Raw genomic sequence first — 19,019 nt, 5'->3', positions numbered from 1 at the left:
CAAACATCTCTTAGGAGATAGAAGAATGAATATCAGAACTGACATATTGCTGCGTGTGTATCTTGCGTTCGGGCTGATCGTATTGCTGGCTTTTGCCGTTTTGTTTAAGTTGTTTCATGTTCAGTTTGTGCAGGGAGAGAAGTGGAGGGCAATGGCTGATAGTTTGTCTACAAAGTTTGTAAATGTGGAAGCAGTCAGAGGCAATATTTATTCGTCCGACGGAAGTTTGCTGGCCACCTCCGTTCCTGAATATGAGCTTCGCATGGACATGCTGGCCGGAGGAATAGAAAAGGATGAAGTGTTTTATGAAAAGATTGATTCACTTGCCCAAAAACTTTCAGCTTACTTCGGTGATAAGTCCCCTCGCGAGTACTCCCGCATACTTCGAGGTGCCCGTCGGGACAGTGCAAGATATTTTCTTATTAAACGCCGTGTATCCCATCAGGAACTGGGAGATATAAAAAAGTTTCCTGTTTTTAATATGGGAAGGTATAAAGGCGGGTTAATTACTATTCAGAAAAATAAAAGAATCCGACCCTTCAAGTCTTTAGCTGCCCGGACAATAGGATATAAAAACGAAAATGTTCAGCCTGTAGGTCTTGAAGGTGCTTATGGTCCTTACATTGATGGTGAAACAGGCAAACGCTTAATGCAGCGAATTGCCGGTGGAGTATGGATGCCCGTTAACCGCGATATTGAAATCGCACCCAAAGATGGTGCGGATATTATCTCAACTATCGATATAAATATGCAGGACTTGGCTCAGAATGCTCTTAAAAAACAATTGATAAAGAGCGAGGCGGATCACGGATGTGTGGTATTAATGGAAGTTGCTACAGGCGAAATCAAGGCAGTTGCAAATTATAGCCGTACAGACGAAGGCGAATACAGAGAAACCTTTAATTACGCCATAGCAGGTAATCAGGATCCGGGTTCAACCTTTAAGGTTGCATCCTATATGGCTTTACTGGAAGATAAAAAAGTAGATACCAATACCCTGGTTGAAACAGGAACTTATAAAATACCGGCGCATCTTATCAAAGATTCTCATGGCAGTATCGGTGTTGTTACGGTAAAAAAGGCATTTGAGGAATCTTCAAACGCAGCAATTGCAAAGCTTGTTAATCTTGCTTATAAAGAAAATCAATCGCAGTTCACAGATCATTTATATGAATGGGGTTTAAATGAAAAGTTGGAATTACAGATTCCCGGAGAAGCTACTCCTGTAATTAAAAATCCCGGGTACAAGAGCTGGAATAAGAACATGACCTTGCCACAAATGGCGTACGGATATGAAATGCAGCTTACTCCCCTTAAAATGCTTTCTTTTTATAATGCTATCGCAAATAACGGAAAATATATAGCTCCAATTTTTGTAAAGGAAATAAGGCGGCTTGGAAATACCGTAGAACAATTTAAAGCCCGGGTAATAAATGAAAAAATCTGCTCGGATGTAACCCTTAGTAAAATGCATGCGATGCTGGAAGGTGTAATAACAGAGGGAACAGGGAGGACAATTATATACAATCCCCTTTATAAGATAGCTGGTAAAACGGGTACTGCGCAGGTGGCAGACGCTAATAAAGGATATCGGGCAAAAAGGCAGTACCAGGCATCGTTTTGTGGTTATTTTCCTGCAGATAAGCCTAAATATTCATTAATAGTAGTTATAAACGATCCAAAGAATGGCTACTATGGAGCGCAGGTAGCCGGCCCTCCTTTTCGTGAGATTGCCGATAAGGTTTACGCTCATGACATAGAAATGTATGATCCTGTTTCGAAAGAGCAGTTTGTACAGAACGCTAAAATACCACCTGCTAAATCCGGTTTTACCCGGTCAACAAATCATGTATTTAAAGCTTTTGGAGTACGTGCTTCCGTTTCTTCAAGTACGGAATTTGTAAATACTGTAGATACCGAAAACGGTATTGAGTTTAAGGAAGTTAAATATATGGAAGGTTTCGTTCCGAACGTAATGGGGATGGGCTTAAAAGATGCACTCTATCTGTTAGGTAATGCAGGCCTGAGGCCGATAGTAAAAGGAAGCGGCAAAGTGATAAAGCAGTCAATTGAAGCGGGTTTGAGGGTAGCAAAAGGATATCCTGTTTTAATAGAGTTAAACTGATGAAGCAATTAAGCGACATATTATTTGGTGTAACTATCCGGCAGGTGACCAGCTCAACAGCTATTGATATTTCAAAAGTTTGTTTTGATTCCCGCCAGGTAGAACAAGGTGCACTATTTGTTGCAGTAAAAGGAACCCAGGTTGACGGTCATCAATACATTGCAAAAACTGTTGCAAGCGGAGCATCTGCTATTCTTTGCGAAGATTTGCCACAGGATATTCAGCCCGATATTACATACATACAAACAGATAATTCCGCTAAAGCTCTGGGTATTGTTGCTTCAAACTTTTTTGGGAACCCTTCTTCAAAGCTTAAGTTGATAGGGGTTACCGGTACTAACGGGAAAACAACGATTGCTACGCTTTTATTTAAATTGTTTCGCGAACTCGGCTATAAAGCAGGGCTAATCTCGACCGTTCAGAATCATATTAACGATCGAATTGTTCCTTCTACACATACAACTCCTGATCCTGTAGCTCTGAATCTTTTATTCACAGATATGGTGGAGAGTGGGTGTGATTATTGCTTTATGGAAGTCAGCTCGCATGCTGTTGCACAGTATCGAATTGAAGGGCTGGAGTTTTCCGGAGGCGTTTTTTCTAATCTTACACACGATCATCTCGATTTTCATAAAACATTTGATGCCTATCTCAAAGCTAAAAAGGCATTTTTTGATCAGCTTTCCCGTTCTGCTTTTGCTTTAACAAATGCAGATGATAAAAATGGGAAAGTGATGCTGCAAAATACCAAAGCACACAAAAAGACTTACGGTTTAAAAAATATAGCCGATTTTAAAGGAAAAGTAATCGAAAATCATTTCAGCGGCTTATTGCTTGATGTTGATGGCCAGGAAGTCTGGTTTAAACTAGTAGGTTCTTTCAATGCATACAACTTAATGGCTGTTTATGGCACAGCAATGCTGCTGGAACAGGACAGACAAAAAGTACTTACTACTTTAAGTCGTTTGTCGGGTGCTGAAGGCAGGTTCGATTATATCACTTCACCCAAAGGTATAATCGGAATTATTGATTATGCACATACACCCGATGCTGTTCAAAATGTTTTAAGTACCATACAGGATATACGCCGGGGAAACGAGCAGGTAATTACAGTGATCGGCTGCGGCGGCGACAGAGATAAAACAAAGCGGCCCGTAATGGCTCAGGTTGCCTGCGACTGGAGCGATAAAGTAATTCTGACTTCCGATAATCCACGATCTGAAGAACCAGAACAGATATTAAAAGATATGGAAGCGGGGGTAATGCCGAGCAATAAGAGAAAGGCATTAACAATTACCGATAGAAAGGAAGCAATACGTACTGCCTGTCATTTGGCAAATCCGGGCGATATAATACTGGTAGCAGGTAAAGGACATGAGAAATATCAGGACATTAAAGGAACTAAATATCCTTTTGATGATAAGCAGATTTTGACCGAACAATTTAATCAGATAAACTAATGCTGTATTATTTATTTACATGGTTGGATAAAGAATTTGATTTTCCCGGAGCAGGAGTGTTTCAGTACATTTCTTTCCGTACCGCCATGTCTATTATTTTATCTCTGATTATTACCACGGTTTACGGTTCAAAGCTGATAAAAATATTACGGGCTAAGCAGGTAGGTGAAACTGTACGCAACCTGGGTTTAGAAGGTCAGATGCAAAAGCAGGGAACTCCTACAATGGGTGGAATAATTATTTTGCTCGGGATTCTTGTTCCTACATTACTCTTTGCCAAAATTGAAAATATTTATGTCACCCTGATGCTTATTACTACTATCTGGACAGGTGCAATAGGCTTTATTGATGATTATATTAAAGTATTCAAAAAAGATAAAGAAGGATTAGCCGGCCGCTTTAAAATTATGGGCCAGGTGGGTCTGGCAGTTATTATTGGCTGGACAATGTATTTTCATCCCGATATTGTAGTTCGCCAGAAAGTTTCCTCACCCCAGGCAGCAACTCAGGGGAAGGTGGAAGCACGGCAACGGGGAAATATAACCTATTACACGGAAGACGTAAAATCTACCAAGACAAACGTTCCTTTTTATAAAAACAATGAATTTGATTACGCGAAAGTGTTAAAGTTTCTCGGCAATGATTATGAGAAATATGCGTTGGTTGTCTTCCTGATGTTTGTAATAATTATTGTGACTGCCGTATCAAACGGGGCAAATATTACAGATGGTATTGATGGCCTTGCAACCGGAACATCCGCAATTATTGGAGTTACGCTTGCTATTCTCGCCTATGTTTCGGGTAATGCCATTACGGCGGAGTACCTAAACATCATGTATATCCCTAATTCGGGTGAGTTGGTGATTTTTGCAGGAGCATTTGTTGGTGCCTGCGTAGGATTTTTGTGGTATAACTCTTTTCCTGCACAGGTATTTATGGGCGATACGGGAAGTCTTGCAATAGGAGGAATTATTGCAGCATTTGCCATTATGATCCGGAAGGAACTTCTGATCCCGATTTTGTGCGGAATCTTCCTGATTGAGAATTTATCTGTCATTATGCAGGTATCGTACTTCAAATACACTAAAAAGAAGTTTGGAGAAGGCAGGCGAATCTTCCTGATGTCGCCCTTGCATCATCATTATCAGAAAAAAGGCTACCACGAAGCTAAGATCGTTACCCGTTTCTGGATCATAGGTATTCTGCTGGCTATATTAACCATCGTAACATTAAAACTACGCTAATGGCTGAAAACAAAAATATAGTGGTTTTAGGCGCAGGCGAAAGCGGAGTGGGAGCGGCTATTCTTGCCCTGAAGCAAGGCTACGATGTTTTTGTTTCTGATTTTGGTGCAATTGCCGAAGATTATAAGAATGAACTGGAACAGCATGGTATTCCTTATGAAGAAAAGCAGCATTCGGAAGAGAAAATACTGTTAGCAGGCGAAGTAATAAAAAGCCCGGGAATTCCTGATAAAGCGGCTATTATTAAGAAAATTAGTGAGAAGAATATTCCGGTTATTTCTGAGATAGAATTTGCAGGCCGTTATACAAATGCTAAAATGATCTGTATTACAGGTTCCAACGGTAAGTCTACTACTACCATGCTAACCTATCATATCCTTAAAAATGCAGGAGTGAATGTTGGACTGGCGGGAAATATCGGAAAAAGCTTTGCAAAACAGGTTGCTAACGAAAGCTTTGATTATTATGTGTTGGAGATCAGCAGTTTTATGCTCGATAATATGTATCAATTCAGAGCGGATATTGCTGTACTGTTAAATATAACTCCTGATCATTTAGACCGCTATGATTACAAGATGGAGAATTATGTCGAATCTAAATTTCGCATAACTCAAAATCAGACTGAAAATGATGTTTTTATTTATTGTGCAGATGATCCTGAAACTATAAACGGATTAAAGAAACATCAAATTGAAGCAAAAAAGTACCCATTCTCCATTCAACAAAAAATAGAACGGGGAGCCTGGCTTGAAAATAATAAACTGAATATAAATCTCAATCCCAATCAAGAAATTTTTGATATGTCAATCACCGAATTAGCCTTGCAGGGCAAGCACAACATTTACAATTCTATGGCCTCAGGAATTGTTGCTAAAGTGTTGGAACTCCGAAACGAGTCGATCAGGGAGAGCATGGGTAATTTTACGAATATCGAACACCGGTTGGAGCATGTCGCAAAAATTTCGGGGATTGACTTCATCAATGATTCAAAAGCAACCAATGTAAACTCTACATGGTATGCGCTTGAAAGCATGACTACAGATGTTGTATTGATACTGGGTGGCGTTGATAAAGGGAATGATTATTCGATGTTAAAAGATCTGGTTAGAAGCAAGGTGAAAAGTATTGTTTGTCTGGGTAAAGATAATAAGCGGATTCATGAGGCTTTTGAAGACGATGTCGAGGTAATCGTTAATACATTTACTGCACAGGAAGCGGTACAGATAGCGTATCATCTGGCTAGAAAAGGAGATACGGTATTGCTTTCTCCTGCATGTGCAAGCTTTGATCTTTTCAGAAATTACGAGGATAGAGGTAATCAGTTCAAAAAGGCAGTAACAGAGTTATAGACGGTAAATTTTAAGCTGTACACTTTAATATGGCACTTAAGACTTACAACGTAAAACTTACAACGTAAAACTCAATGATAAACAGAATACTCAATAAAACAAAAGGTGATCGTTGGATCTGGCTGATCGTGATCCTGCTTTCTGTGTGGTCATTGCTGGCTATTTACAGTTCAACGGGTACGCTTGCATATAAAAAAGGAGTAGGAACAGAGCAATTTCTGATAAAGCACCTCGTAATGATAGTTGGAGGCTTAGGGCTGATGTATTTTTCTCATTTGCTTGATTATCGCTACTATGCGGGTATTTCTAAAGTGTTAATGATAATAACTATTCCACTGTTATTATACACACTCGTTTTTGGGAATACGGTAAATGATGCAAGCCGTTGGGTGACTATTCCTGTTATCAATCAAACTTTTCAGACTTCCGATTTGGCAAAACTGGCCTTGATTACTTTTCTTGCCCGCACACTGACACGAAAACAGGAAAATATAAAAGACGTAAAACGGGCATTTTTACCAATTATGGGTTCTGTTTGTGCGGTATTTATTCTTATCGCCTTAGCTAATCTTTCTACCGCTTTAATGCTTTTCGGAGTAAGTATTTTATTGCTTATTATCGGTCGTATCAGCATCAAACAAATTTTGATTGTTTGCCTGGGAGGAACTATCCTTTTGACAGGTGTGATATTTTTAGGCCCCAGACGACAAACATATATTTCGCGGATAGATGCATTTATGCATCCAGAAAAAGCCGATCCGGATAAATCTTTTCAGTCCAACCAGTCGAAAATTGCCATTGCAACTGGAGGGGTTTTTGGAAAAGGGCCGGGTAACAGCACACAGCGTAATTTCCTTCCGCATCCTTATTCTGATTTTGTATATGCTTTAATTATTGAAGAATACGGGTTAATAGGGGGAGTAGTGCTGGTTATAATTTACCTCATATTTCTTTATCGCTGCATTCTTATTGTTACACACAGCCCCAAAGCTTTCGGTGCTTTGCTTGCGGCAGGCTTAAGTTTCAGTTTAACTATACAAGCTTTTGCAAATATGGCGGTAGCAGTTGGATTAGGACCGGTTACGGGTGTTCCGCTTCCATTGGTTAGTATGGGCGGTACATCCATATTATTTACCAGTGTAGCTTTTGGAATAATTTTAAGCGTAAGCAGAGATATTGAGGAGAAAAAAGCGAAGGAAGCTACAGGAGGCAATACAAATGAAAAAGTAATTGTAGGTGAAATTCCTGCAATGGGATAAAAAGATATGAGGATAGGCAGATAAGTAAATAGCAAAGTAAGTTATGGCAAAACGGGTTATCATAAGCGGAGGCGGAACCGGGGGGCATATCTTCCCCGCTGTTGCTATTGCAAATGCATTGAAGCGTATTGATCCCAATATAGAAGTTCTTTTTGTGGGAGCGAAAGGGAAAATGGAGATGGAAAAAGTTCCGGCAGCGGGATATAGAATAATAGGCCTGGATATTCAGGGGTTTCAGCGGAAGGCATTGTGGAAAAACATCCTGCTTCCATTTAAGATTTTAAGCAGTGTAATGCAGTCGATAAAAATTATAAAGGATTTTAAACCCAATGTGGCTGTCGGAGTTGGGGGTTATGCTTCGGGGCCATTATTGTATGCTGCAAGTATTTTAAATATTCCTTACCTGATTCAGGAGCAAAATTCTTATGCCGGAATCACTAATAAACGGTTAAGCAAGAAGGCTAAGAAAATATGCGTTGCTTTCGAAGGGATGGATAAGTTTTTTCCGGCAGAGAAGATTATGCTTACCGGAAATCCGATTCGGAGAGAATCTGTACAAATTGAGGGTAAAAGGGAGGAGGCCTTTGCGCACTTCGGCCTTTTACCCTCAAAAAAGATACTATTGGTAACCGGGGGTAGCCTTGGTGCAGGAACACTGAATAAAAGTATGCTGCACTCACTTGAAAAGCTTGTTGATGAAGACGTACAGCTTATCTGGCAAACGGGCAAATATTATTTTCAATCCATTCAGCAGGAAATGGAAGAGAATAGTTTTCCGGGAATAAAAGTATACGAGTTTTTGAACAGGATGGATTTAGCTTATGCTGCTGCAGATGTAATTGTCTCCAGGGCAGGGGCGGGAACGATTGCAGAATTATGTGTTGTTGGGAAACCGGTGATATTGGTTCCTTCGCCAAATGTGGCAGAAGATCATCAAACAAAAAATGCTATCGCCCTGGTGAATAATGGTGCTGCCATTTTGGTAGCAGATAGTATTGCAGAAAGAGAATTGGTTGAGACAGCCATATCACTTATTAAGAACCTGCAAAAATGTGATGAACTGGGCAGGAATATCAGAAAAATGGCATTAAAAGATGCAGATGAAATAATAGCAAAGGAAGTGTTGCGAATTGCAGGTTAAAGGGATGCAGTAAAAAGGGCAAGGATAAAGATAAAGAAGAAAGCAAAAACCAGAAAAAGTAAAACAAAAATCTAAAAGAAATAAAGTGGAAGTTAAAGGAACAAAAAGCACTACAAGGGCTTTCACCTTTTACCTTTCACCTCAAAAAGAACATGGAACTTAACAATATCAAACAGGTTTATCTGATAGGAATCGGGGGGATTGGGATGAGTGGACTTGCACGTTATTTTAACAAACGCGGCTGTCTTGTTTGTGGTTATGACCGTACTCCAACTCCTTTGACTGCCAGCTTGATCGAGGAAGGGATTGAAGTTATTTATACAGATGCAGTTTCTTCTGTTCCGGCTGCTTTTCTTGCAAATTCTGATGCTACATTAATTATATATACGCCGGCTATTCCGAAAGATTCACAGATTCTTAATTTTTTCCGCGATAAAGACTTTGCGCTGAAGAAACGGTCGGAGGTACTGGGCATTATCAGTAAAGGGATGTTTACCATTGCTGTTGGCGGTACTCACGGAAAAACGACAACATCTAGTATGGTGGCCCATATTCTAAAAAATAGCGGGTACGATTGCTCTGCATTTTTGGGTGGCATTGCAACAAATTATAACTCTAATATTTTGTTTGGTGATAATAATGTGATGGTAGTTGAAGCCGATGAATATGACCGTTCCTTCCTTACACTTCACCCGGATATTGCTGTTATTACATCAATGGATGCCGATCACCTGGATATTTATGGTGACAAAGGACATTTAACCGAATCGTTTCGCCTTTTTGCATCACAGGTAAAACCTGGAGGAAATCTTCTTTATCATTTGGGCTTGCCTTTAACCGAAGGACAAACCTACGCTGCAGATCCGACAGCGACTGTACGGGCAGAGAATGTACGGATAGCTGGAGGTAGTTTTTATTTTGATTTTTATTCTGATCTCGGTCAAATTAAAAATATTCAGTTAGGTATTCCGGGTTTGCATAATGTAGAAAATGCGGTTGCCGCAACACAAATTGCGTTTATACTTGGAATTACGCCAGTAAAGATCAAAGAGGCGCTTGAGTCATTTAAGGGTGTAAAAAGGCGTTTTGAATATATAGTTAGAACAGAGCGTTGCATCTATATTGACGATTATGCGCATCACCCTGAAGAATTGAGAGCTTGCATTACTGCTGTAAAAAGCCTTTATCCCGACAGGAAACTTACCACTATTTTTCAGCCTCATTTATTTACACGTACGCGGGATTTTGCAGAAGGATTTGCGGAAGCCTTAAGTCTTTCTGACGAGTTGCTGATGCTTGACATCTACCCTGCCCGGGAATTACCTCTTCCAGGTGTTTCTTCGGCAATTATCCTCGAAAAGATGGATCGTTCATCTTATAAACAATGCACTAAAGAAGAGGTAATTGCATTTGTTAAAAAAAATCAGCCCGAACTGCTTTTAACCGTAGGTGCAGGCGATATAGATGCCCTGGTTGAACCTTTAAAAAATGTGTTGAGCCATGCTTAAAAGGATTAACTGGAAACGAGTTTTAATTAGTTTTATCTGGCTCTTAAGCCTGAGCGGGCTGGGTGTGCTGATGAGTTTTATAGAAGTAAAGAAGGGTGATGCCAGATGCAAAGAGGTTCGGATAATAATACCGGGAACTTATAATTTCATCGAACGCACAGAGGTTGATAATATCCTTTATAAAACCCAGGGCCCATTAAAGGGGCGGGTTTTAAATCGTATTAATATCCAGGAACTTGAAACAGCGCTTCGGGCAAATCCATTTATCCGCACCGCACGGGTTTTTACCGATATGGATGGAGTGATAACTGTATTGGTAAACCAGCGGGAGCCAATATTGCGTGTTTTGAATTTAACCAACCAGGATTTTTATATCGACCGTGACGGGTATAAGATTCCAACTTCATCGAATTTTACAGCAAGGGTACTTGCAGCAAACGGCTTCGTTCTGGAGGGCTTTACTAATAAGGTTGATACATTGAAAACGCAAATGGCCCGTGATCTTTTCAAAACCGCTTCCTTTATAGAGCAGGATTCTTTATGGCGCGACCAGATTGAGCAGTTATACGTTAATCAGCAAAATGAAATTGAAATGGTTCCGCGGGTAGGAAATCACAAGATTATTCTGGGAAATGCCGATTCGTTGCAAACCAAGTTTAGAAACCTGTTGGTGTTTTATAAAAAGGCATTGCCGAAAGTTGGCTGGGATGCATATAAAACTATCAATATTAAATATTACAATCAGGTTGTATGCGAAAAGGCAGATTCAACAGAACTCGAAAAAGAAAAGTTAGCGGATACTTCTGTGACAGGAAGTCCCGATTCAATTAATGATATTCAGGATACAAGTAAAATAATAACGCATTAGTTATGGAAAAAAGTTCTTCAACTCAAGCAAAAAGTTCTCCTATTGTTGTTGGCTTAGACATAGGAACTACCAAGATATGTGTAACTGTTGGTCGCCGCAGTGCCCATGGTAAAATCGAAATTCTTGGCATCGGCAAAGCCGAATCTGCAGGTGTTACACGCGGTGTAGTTTCAAATATTCAGAAAACAGTCCAGGGTATTGTACAGTCTGTTGACGAAGCAAGCGCACAATCTAATGTGGACGTTAAGATCGTAAACGTCGGAATTGCAGGACAGCATATCAAAAGTCTGCAGCACCGGGGTATTTTAACAAGAAAAGATCTTCAAAACGAGATTCAGCGTAAAGATATCGATAAACTTATCGAAGATATGTTTAAACTGTTAATGCCTCCGGGCGAAGAAATTATACATGTGCTTCCGCAAGAATTTACGGTAGATAATGAACCCGGGATAAAAGATCCGATAGGGATGGCCGGAGTTCGGCTCGAAGCGAACTTCCATATTATCTCTGGCCACGTAAGTGCCGTTAAAAATATCCTGAAATGCGTAACTAATGCGGGCCTTGAAACGCAGGAACTTATCCTGGAGCCCCTTGCGTCATCCGAATCTGTTTTAAGTGAAGAAGAAAAAGAAGCGGGTGTTGTATTGGTAGATATTGGTGGCGGCACTACTGATATTGCCATTTTTCACGAAGGAATTATTCGTCATACCGCCGTTATTCCTTTTGGTGGAAATAGTATTACTGAAGATATCCGCGAAGGTTGTTCGGTTATGCGTAACCAGGCAGAATTATTAAAAACGCGGTTTGGATCTGCTTTGGCAGAAGAGAATAAGGATAACGAAATTATCAGTGTTCCTGGTTTAAGGGGACGTGAGCCGAAAGAGATTTCCGTTAAAAACCTGGCCTACGTAATTCAGGCACGTATGGAAGAAATAATCGAACACGTATATTATGAGATAAAATCGTCCGGTTACGAAAAGAAACTTATTGCCGGAATTGTAATCACCGGAGGTGGTGCTCAATTGAAGCATTTGTCTCAGTTGGTAGAGTATGTTACAGGGCTTGATTGCCGCGTAGGCTATCCCAATGAACACCTTGCAAAAAATGAAGTTTTGCCAAAAAATGTGTACGACGACCTGAAGAGTCCGATGTTTGCAACAGGTATCGGACTGCTGATAAAAGGAATCCAGAAAACAGAAGAAATTCTGGAGTTGGCTAATCACAAAGGACGGGTTGCTGAGAAAACACAGCCGGTTGAGAAGTCAAAAAAATCGTTTGGTTTATTTGATAAATTGCTTCAAACGGGAGCTAAATTTATTAAGGATGACATCAAGGATGAAGACTATATTAAGTAGTTTTCAACAATTTGGAAGTTTTCAACAAAATTAACAATTGTGGAAAACGCCTGTGTAAAATTTTTTAATATTACATCAGGAACGCATGTAAAAGTACAAAATTTATTTACCTGAAAATAAGCGATATGCAGTTTGAAATGTTAAAAGAAAAATCGTCGATCATTAAAGTGATAGGCGTTGGTGGTGGCGGCGGTAATGCAGTTAATCACATGTACAAGCAGGGAATTACAGGTGTGGATTTCATTATTTGCAATACTGATGCACAGGCATTAGAGCTTAGCCCGATTCCGAATAAAGTACAATTGGGTGCCAGTCTTACTGAAGGTATGGGAGCAGGATCTATCCCCGAAGTAGGAAAAAATTCAGCTATTGAAAATATCGATGATATAAAGGAAATGCTCGGTACAAATACCAAGATGCTTTTTATAACAGCCGGAATGGGTGGAGGTACTGGTACCGGTGCGAGTCCGATTATTGCAAAAGCGGCAAAAGAACTTGATATTTTGACAGTTGGAATTGTTACAACTCCTTTTTCTTTTGAAGGTAAACGCCGTAAAATGCAGGCCGGAGAAGGTTTGGATGAACTGAGAAAATATGTTGATTCTTACCTGGTTATTTCAAATGATCGTTTAAGAGAAATATTCGGAAACCTGACTTTAAGTGCTGCTTTCGCTCAGGCTGATAATATTTTAACTACTGCCGCCAAGGGAATTGCCGAAATAATTACAATTCCTGGATATATAAACGTTGATTTTAAAGACGTACGTACTGTAATGCAGGACAGCGGGGTTGCCATAATGGGAAGTTACGCTGCAGAAGGCGAAAGCCGTGCTTTAAGAGCTGTGGAAGGTGCTTTGGCATCGCCACTATTAAAAGATAATGAAATTGAAGGTGCACGTTATATCCTTTTAAATATTAGCTCAGGATCAAAAGAGGTTTCTATGGATGAGGTAAGTATCATTACCGACTATATCCAGGAAGAAGCGGGTTTGGCAGCAGACCTCATATGGGGTAACTGCATTGATGAAACACTTGGAGAAAAAATTTCTGTTACCATTATTGCTACTGGTTTCCAAACTCAGGAAGAACGTGCAGTAGAGAAAACACATCAGAAGAAAGTATCTGTTCTAACTCCAGATAATGCCCCATTGGTAAAGCCGGTAAATGTAATTAACTCATTTATCGAACCTGAACCCCTTGCTGCTCCTGAAGTAACAGAACCGGTATTAAAAGAGACAAAGACTGTAGAAGCAAAAGAAGTACAACCCGACCTGTTTGCAGGATTTTTTGCTAAACAGGAAGATAAAAAACAACCGGAAGCTCCAATTATTAAGCACAGTTTAACAGAAGAGGAACCGAAGCAGGACGAACCTTCTTTCGAGTTTGAAATGCGCCTTACTGAATCCGAAACTGTTTATCAACCAGAACTACCTGCTAAACCAGAACCTGAAAAAGAACCTGAACCAGCAGCTGAGGTTTATAATCCGGATGAGAATAAAACGAACGAGTCTATTGAAGAACAGTTACGTAAATCAAAAGAACGAATCCTTAGATTAAAGGATCTGAGCATGAAGCTGCGCACCGCTAACGGCCTTCAGGAACTTGAAAATGAGCCCGCATATAAAAGAAAACAAATGGCTTTGCAGCAGGTTCCACATTCTTCAGAATCGCAGGTGTCAAGATTTACGTTGTCTAATGAAGACGGAGTTACTGAAATAAGACCTAATAATTCCTTTTTGCATGATAATGTAGATTAGCACACATCTCATTATTTAAAGCCTTTATGACTTTCATAAAGGCTTTTTTTTATTTATTGAATTTAATATTAATACTTGTTCAAGATTAAATTGAAATTCAGCGCTATAAGCCCTAAATTTGGAATTTTAAATTTATTCATCTTTAAACATAATATCATTGGATTTATTTGATAAGATTTCGAAAAACATGGGTCCGCTCGGTCAGCACCTGAAGTGGTCTCATGGTTATTTTTCTTTTCCTAAACTTGAAGGAGAAATTGCTCCTCATATGAAATTTCGGGGAAAAGATCACCTGGTGTGGAGCTTAAATAATTACCTGGGGTTAGCTAATCATCCGGAAGTACGTGAAGCTGATGCGAAAGCTGCGGCCGAATATGGCCTTGCCTATCCGATGGGCGCACGTATGATGTCTGGTAATTCCAACCAACACGAAGCGCTTGAAAAAGACCTCGCTGAATTTGTTGGCAAGCAGGATGCTTTTTTATTAAATTATGGATATCAGGGAATGGTATCTATTATTGATACTCTTGTTGACCGTAATGACGTAATTGTTTACGATGCCGAATCTCACGCCTGTATTATTGACGGTGTAAGATTACACATGGGGAAAAGATTTGTTTATCAGCATAACGATATTGAAAGCTGCCGGAAACAGCTGGAGCGGGCTACAAGGCTTGCTGAGCAAACCGGAGGTGGTATTCTTCTTATAACGGAAGGCGTATTCGGAATGTCAGGTGCTCAGGGAAAACTAAAAGAAATTGTTGATCTGAAAAAGGACTTTAAATTTCGCTTGCTTATTGATGATGCGCATGGTTTCGGTACAATGGGCAAAACAGGAGCCGGTACTCATGAAGCGCAGGATTGTATTGAAGGAATCGATGTATACTTCGGAACATTTGCAAAATCAATGGCTGGAATAGGCGCCTTCGTAGCTTCTACAGAAGATATTACCAATTACCTGCGCTACAACATGCGCTCCCAAACTTTTGCGAAATCATTGCCGATGCCAATGGTTATGGGTTTGCGTAAACGCCTGGAACTTTTAAAGAACAAACCCGAACTGCGTGAAAAACTTTGGGAAATAGCTACTACTTTACAAAACGGATTAAGAGAACGTGGTTTTGATTTGGGTATAACGAATACAATGGTGACTCCGGTATTCTTAAAAGGAGAGCTTTCTGAAGCAACTGCCATTACCATGGATTTGCGGGAAAATTATGGTATTTTCTGTTCCATTGTAGTTTATCCGGTTATCCCAAAGGGATTAATGGAACTACGGATTATACCTACTGCGGCCCATACATTAGAAGATGTGGAACGTACCTTGAAAGCTTTCTCGGAAGTAGGAGAGAAATTGAAAAAAGGTCACTACAAAGAGCAGAATGTTGCAGTAGCTTAAATTTTGACTCTTTAAATTATAACAGAAAACCTGGAGGGATGTCTTCAGGTTTTTTTTCTTATAGTTAAATCTGTTTAGTATGCCGATGTTATTTTAATTGTCTTAATTAACAATTAGCAGTGGAAAAGGCCGAAAATGTGGAAAAAAACGTATGAACTGCCTCTTTATTAAAGCTTTGAAAAATTTTTTTTTACGAAAAAACCTTTTACTTTAGCTTATAGCTATTAAAAACAAACATTAATAAAAAGAAAAGGAGTAATTAAAATGAAAAAATTTGAAGAAGTAAAAAATCTTGTTGCCGGCCTGGAAGGCGATGCTGATAAGTTTTACAATAAAGGTAACAGCGCAGCAGGTACCAGAGTTAGAAAAGGTATGCAAGATTTAAAGAACCTGGCTCAGGCTATTCGTTTAGAGATTCAGGAGTCAAAAAATAAAGAAGCTGCAAAAAAATAGTTTTCTTTTTAAAAGAATTTTAAAGCCGGATAAATTTTATCCGGCTTTTTATTTATTGATCAGTTAGTTTATTTGTTTCTTCTACAATTCGGTTATACAGGTTTTCGCTCACATTTACCAAAGGAAGGCGTAACGTGTCGTTGCAAACCCCAAGGTATTTTAAAGCAGCTTTTACACCTGCCGGGTTTCCCTCTTCAAAAAACAGGTTTGTTACAGGGGCTAACTTATAATGCAGAATTTGTGCTTCTTTAAATTTGTTCTCCAGGCAAAGCTGTACCATTTTTGACAGGATTTTTGGAAAAACATTGCCAACTACCGAGATTACACCTACTGCCCCCAATGCAATTAACGGAAGGGTAATTGGATCGTCACCTGAAATTAAGAGAAAATCTTCCGGTTTTTCCGCAAGTATTTTGTTAAAGCAATCGAAATTTCCAGAGGCTTCTTTTATACCGATAATATTTTTTTCCTGAGCTAGACGTAACGTTGTTTCTGCATGAATAGAGCTTCCTGTACGGCCTGGAACATTATATAGAATAACCGGCAGCGGTGATGCTTCTGCGATAGCCTTATAATGCTGGAAGATACCTTCCTGGGTGGGTTTATTGTAATAGGGACTAACAGATAATATTGCTTCATACCCTGAAATGGTAAAACTTTTTACAGATTCAACAGCTTCACGGGTATTATTTCCGCCGATACCTGCTACCAGAGGAACTCTCCCGGCAACAGTTTCAGCAGTAAACTTCCATATAGATTCCTTTTCTTCTTTAGTTAAAGTAGCAGTTTCTCCTGTAGTTCCTAAAGAAACCAGATAGTCACATTTGCCTTCAATTAAAAAGTTTATAAGGTTTTTTAATCCGTTAAAATCTACTGATCCATCACTGTTGAACGGAGTAATAATAGCTACCCCTGTTCCGTATAATCTGTTCATCTGAATAATATAAAGCTTTCGCGGTATTTTAATAGCGAAAATAACAACAAGGTGCTAATTTATGGGTATTTATCAATTTTAAGAAAGAATTGAAAATTTGGGGGGGTAAATTCTGCTTAGTTGCTGAGCATCTTTAATAATTCATCTTCAGAAATTATCGGAATATTCAGCTTTTGTGCTTTTTCTAATTTTGAAGGCCCCATATTATCTCCAGCAACTACATAATTCAACTTACCCGAAATGCTGCTCAGTATCTTCCCTCCGTTATTTAAAATTAATTGAGTAAGTTCTTCTCTGCTGAATTTTTCAAATACTCCGGAAATGATAAAACTTTGTCCGCTTAATTTATCACTGTCGAGTATAACTTCTTTCTGGGCGCTTTCAAACTGTAAACCGTGCCTGCGTAACAGGTTTATTTGTTCAATATGCCTGCTGTCTTTAAAATACTCCAGTATACTGTCGGCAATCCGGTCGCCGATCTCTTCAACAGAAGTCAGTTCATCAAAACTGGCGTTCATCAGGCTGTCAATGTTTTTAAAATGAGTCGTTATTTTTTTTGCTACCGTTTCTCCTACATAACGTATCCCCAAGCCAAAAAGAACTTTCTCAAAAGGCATTTCTTTAGATTTTTCAATGCCTTCGAGCATGTTTGTTATAGACTTTTCGCCAAAGCGTTCCAGCTGTTTGAGTTCATCGCGTTTTTCATGCAGAATGTAAAGATCGCTGATGTGTTCCAGGAATCCTTTCCGATAAAAAGCTTCTATCGTTTCCTGTCCCAAACCTTCAATGTTCATTGCTTTGCGACTAATAAAATGCTGAATTTTACCAACTATTTGCGGGGGGCAACCTTCGTCATTAGGGCAATAATGAACAGCTTCTCCTTCTTCCCTGATCAAATTGCTTCCACATTCGGGACAGGTTTCAGGATATATAATTTTTTCTGCTCCAACAATGCGCTTAATTGTGTTTACAGCAATTATTTTAGGAATAATTTCGCCACCTTTTTCTACAAATACCGTATCTCCCTGATGTAAATCGAGTCGTTTTATTTCATTAGCATTGTGTAGAGTAGCTCTTTTTACAGTTGTTCCGGCAAGTAGAACAGGTTTAAGATTTGCTACCGGCGTTACCGCACCGGTACGGCCAACCTGGTAACTTACGCTTTCAAGCGTAGTTTCAACTTCTTCTGCCTTATATTTATACGCTATAGCCCAACGTGGAGATTTGGCTGTGAAACCAAGTTCGTGCTGCTGTGCGTAATTATTTACTTTCAAAACTATGCCATCAATATCATAGCTCAATTTGTGTCGTTCTTCTTCCCAATAGTGAATAAAATTTATTACATCCTCTATATTTCTGCATAGCCGGTTGTGCTCACATACATGAAATCCCCACTTCTGTACTGCCATAAGGCTTTCCCAATGGGTTTTAAATAAGGGTTTGTCGGTATACAGGAAATACAAAAAACAATCCAGCGGTCTTCGGGCTACTTCTCCCGAATCCTGAAGTTTTATTGTCCCCGAAGCAAAATTCCTCGGATTAGCATAGGGTACTTCGCCAAGTTTGATACGTTCCTGGTTTAATTTTTCAAAGGCAGGCCGGTGCATAAAGATTTCCCCCCTGATCTCAAAGTTATCGGGATAACCAGAACCACGAAGCTTTTTAGGAATTCGATTAATTGTTTTTACATTGGTAGTTACGTCATCACCCTGACTGCCATCGCCACGGGTAACAGCACGTAGCAGTCTGCCATTTTCATAAGTCAGACTCATGGACAAGCCATCGAATTTAAGCTCGCAAACATATTCGAAATCCTCGCCTATTGCTTTTTTTATACGTTCGTCAAAATCTCTTAAATCTTGTTCATTATAGGTGTTGCCCAAAGAAAGCATTGGCCATTTATGCTTTACGGTTTGAAATTCTTTTGTGATTTCTCCACCAACCTTTTGTGTCGGAGAATCAGGGTCCTGGAAATCCGGATAATGTTTTTCCAGGTCTTCAAGTTCCTTTAATTTTTTATCAAAATCGAAATCGGAAATTGTAGGCTGGGCAAGTACGTAATAGTTGTAATTATGCTGGTTAAGCTCTTTAACCAAAGCATCCATACGATCTTTAACTTCGAAAAGCGACATGAGCGAAGATAAGAGTTTTTTGAGTTGAGTATAAG

14 protein-coding genes are annotated in these 19,019 nt (G+C 39.5%); 12 read left to right on the top strand and 2 right to left on the bottom strand.

What is annotated here, in order from left to right; all coding sequences use genetic code 11:
• Nucleotides 1-25 precede the first annotated feature (25 nt).
• From ACLCDL_RS14330 to ACLCDL_RS14275, 12 genes are all read left to right on the top strand, one after another.
• Nucleotides 26-2,125 (top strand): penicillin-binding protein, encoded by a 2,100-nt coding sequence (locus ACLCDL_RS14330; RefSeq protein WP_423149052.1) that lies wholly within the window; start codon nt 26-28, stop codon nt 2,123-2,125.
• Nucleotides 2,125-3,585 (top strand): UDP-N-acetylmuramoyl-L-alanyl-D-glutamate--2,6-diaminopimelate ligase, encoded by a 1,461-nt coding sequence (locus tag ACLCDL_RS14325; RefSeq protein WP_423149051.1) that lies wholly within the window; start codon nt 2,125-2,127, stop codon nt 3,583-3,585. The genes ACLCDL_RS14330 and ACLCDL_RS14325 overlap by 1 nt, the downstream gene beginning before the upstream one ends.
• Nucleotides 3,585-4,829 carry a phospho-N-acetylmuramoyl-pentapeptide-transferase gene (mraY, locus tag ACLCDL_RS14320; RefSeq protein ID WP_423149050.1) on the top strand — a complete coding sequence of 415 codons (1,245 nt, stop codon included), beginning with the start codon at nt 3,585-3,587 and terminating at the stop codon, nt 4,827-4,829. Before ACLCDL_RS14325 ends, mraY begins: the two co-directional genes overlap by 1 nt.
• A complete protein-coding gene (murD, locus tag ACLCDL_RS14315) occupies nt 4,829-6,178 on the top strand; it encodes a UDP-N-acetylmuramoyl-L-alanine--D-glutamate ligase (RefSeq protein ID WP_423149049.1) in 1,350 nt (449 codons plus the stop codon). The genes mraY and murD overlap by 1 nt, the downstream gene beginning before the upstream one ends.
• A gap of 74 nt (nt 6,179-6,252) precedes the next feature.
• Complete coding sequence (locus ACLCDL_RS14310) at nt 6,253-7,437, top strand: FtsW/RodA/SpoVE family cell cycle protein (protein ID WP_423149048.1); 1,185 nt, start codon at nt 6,253-6,255, stop codon at nt 7,435-7,437.
• 43 nt (nt 7,438-7,480) lie between these two features.
• Nucleotides 7,481-8,578, top strand: coding sequence for an undecaprenyldiphospho-muramoylpentapeptide beta-N-acetylglucosaminyltransferase (gene murG / locus ACLCDL_RS14305; protein WP_423149046.1), 1,098 nt, complete (start codon nt 7,481-7,483; stop codon nt 8,576-8,578).
• Between the two features lie 152 nt (nt 8,579-8,730).
• Nucleotides 8,731-10,086 carry a UDP-N-acetylmuramate--L-alanine ligase gene (murC, locus tag ACLCDL_RS14300; RefSeq protein WP_423149045.1) on the top strand — a complete coding sequence of 452 codons (1,356 nt, stop codon included), beginning with the start codon at nt 8,731-8,733 and terminating at the stop codon, nt 10,084-10,086.
• Complete coding sequence (locus ACLCDL_RS14295) at nt 10,079-10,954, top strand: cell division protein FtsQ/DivIB (RefSeq protein ID WP_423149043.1); 876 nt, start codon at nt 10,079-10,081, stop codon at nt 10,952-10,954. The genes murC and ACLCDL_RS14295 overlap by 8 nt, the downstream gene beginning before the upstream one ends.
• A 2-nt stretch (nt 10,955-10,956) precedes the next feature.
• On the top strand, nt 10,957-12,309 hold the full coding sequence (ftsA, locus tag ACLCDL_RS14290) for a cell division protein FtsA (RefSeq protein WP_423149042.1): 1,353 nt from the start codon (nt 10,957-10,959) through the stop codon (nt 12,307-12,309).
• Between the two features lie 125 nt (nt 12,310-12,434).
• Nucleotides 12,435-14,066, top strand: coding sequence for a cell division protein FtsZ (ftsZ, locus tag ACLCDL_RS14285; RefSeq protein ID WP_423149041.1), 1,632 nt, complete (start codon nt 12,435-12,437; stop codon nt 14,064-14,066).
• Between the two features lie 157 nt (nt 14,067-14,223).
• Nucleotides 14,224-15,465: an aminotransferase class I/II-fold pyridoxal phosphate-dependent enzyme gene (locus ACLCDL_RS14280; protein ID WP_423149040.1), complete on the top strand. Its 1,242-nt coding sequence runs from the start codon at nt 14,224-14,226 to the stop codon at nt 15,463-15,465.
• 264 nt (nt 15,466-15,729) lie between these two features.
• On the top strand, nt 15,730-15,918 hold the full coding sequence (locus ACLCDL_RS14275) for a histone H1 (protein WP_423149039.1): 189 nt from the start codon (nt 15,730-15,732) through the stop codon (nt 15,916-15,918).
• 52 nt (nt 15,919-15,970) lie between these two features.
• Here the strand turns inward: ACLCDL_RS14275 and dapA are convergent, their stop codons facing one another.
• Together dapA and ligA are read right to left on the bottom strand one after the other, a co-directional pair.
• On the bottom strand, nt 15,971-16,852 hold the full coding sequence (dapA, locus tag ACLCDL_RS14270; RefSeq protein WP_423149038.1) for a 4-hydroxy-tetrahydrodipicolinate synthase: 882 nt from the start codon (nt 16,850-16,852) through the stop codon (nt 15,971-15,973).
• A gap of 116 nt (nt 16,853-16,968) precedes the next feature.
• Entirely contained in the window at nt 16,969-18,984 is a 2,016-nt protein-coding gene (gene ligA, locus ACLCDL_RS14265) for an NAD-dependent DNA ligase LigA (RefSeq protein ID WP_423149037.1), read from the bottom strand.
• Nucleotides 18,985-19,019: the final 35 nt, after the last annotated feature.

The sequence above is a fragment of the Rubrilithobacter danxiaensis genome (assembly GCF_047272945.1).
GTDB classification, from domain to species: Bacteria; Bacteroidota; Bacteroidia; order Sphingobacteriales; family Sphingobacteriaceae; genus Rubrolithibacter; species Rubrolithibacter danxiaensis.
This window is presented reverse-complemented; position numbering and strand designations above follow the sequence as displayed.

What these genes read in the sequence shown, in the direction of transcription:
- murG (WP_423149046.1), top strand. Translation starts at nt 7,481, where the DNA reads ATGGCAAAACGGGTTATCATAAGCGGAGGCGGAACCGGGGGGCATATC.
- murC (WP_423149045.1), top strand. Translation starts at nt 8,731, where the DNA reads ATGGAACTTAACAATATCAAACAGGTTTATCTGATAGGAATCGGGGGG.
- ftsZ (WP_423149041.1), top strand. Translation starts at nt 12,435, where the DNA reads ATGCAGTTTGAAATGTTAAAAGAAAAATCGTCGATCATTAAAGTGATA.
- ACLCDL_RS14330 (WP_423149052.1), top strand. Translation starts at nt 26, where the DNA reads ATGAATATCAGAACTGACATATTGCTGCGTGTGTATCTTGCGTTCGGG.
- mraY (WP_423149050.1), top strand. Translation starts at nt 3,585, where the DNA reads ATGCTGTATTATTTATTTACATGGTTGGATAAAGAATTTGATTTTCCC.
- ftsA (WP_423149042.1), top strand. Translation starts at nt 10,957, where the DNA reads ATGGAAAAAAGTTCTTCAACTCAAGCAAAAAGTTCTCCTATTGTTGTT.
- murD (WP_423149049.1), top strand. Translation starts at nt 4,829, where the DNA reads ATGGCTGAAAACAAAAATATAGTGGTTTTAGGCGCAGGCGAAAGCGGA.
- ACLCDL_RS14295 (WP_423149043.1), top strand. Translation starts at nt 10,079, where the DNA reads ATGCTTAAAAGGATTAACTGGAAACGAGTTTTAATTAGTTTTATCTGG.
- ligA (WP_423149037.1), bottom strand. Translation starts at nt 18,984, where the DNA reads ATGTCGCTTTTCGAAGTTAAAGATCGTATGGATGCTTTGGTTAAAGAG.
- ACLCDL_RS14325 (WP_423149051.1), top strand. Translation starts at nt 2,125, where the DNA reads ATGAAGCAATTAAGCGACATATTATTTGGTGTAACTATCCGGCAGGTG.
- ACLCDL_RS14310 (WP_423149048.1), top strand. Translation starts at nt 6,253, where the DNA reads ATGATAAACAGAATACTCAATAAAACAAAAGGTGATCGTTGGATCTGG.
- dapA (WP_423149038.1), bottom strand. Translation starts at nt 16,852, where the DNA reads ATGAACAGATTATACGGAACAGGGGTAGCTATTATTACTCCGTTCAAC.
- ACLCDL_RS14275 (WP_423149039.1), top strand. Translation starts at nt 15,730, where the DNA reads ATGAAAAAATTTGAAGAAGTAAAAAATCTTGTTGCCGGCCTGGAAGGC.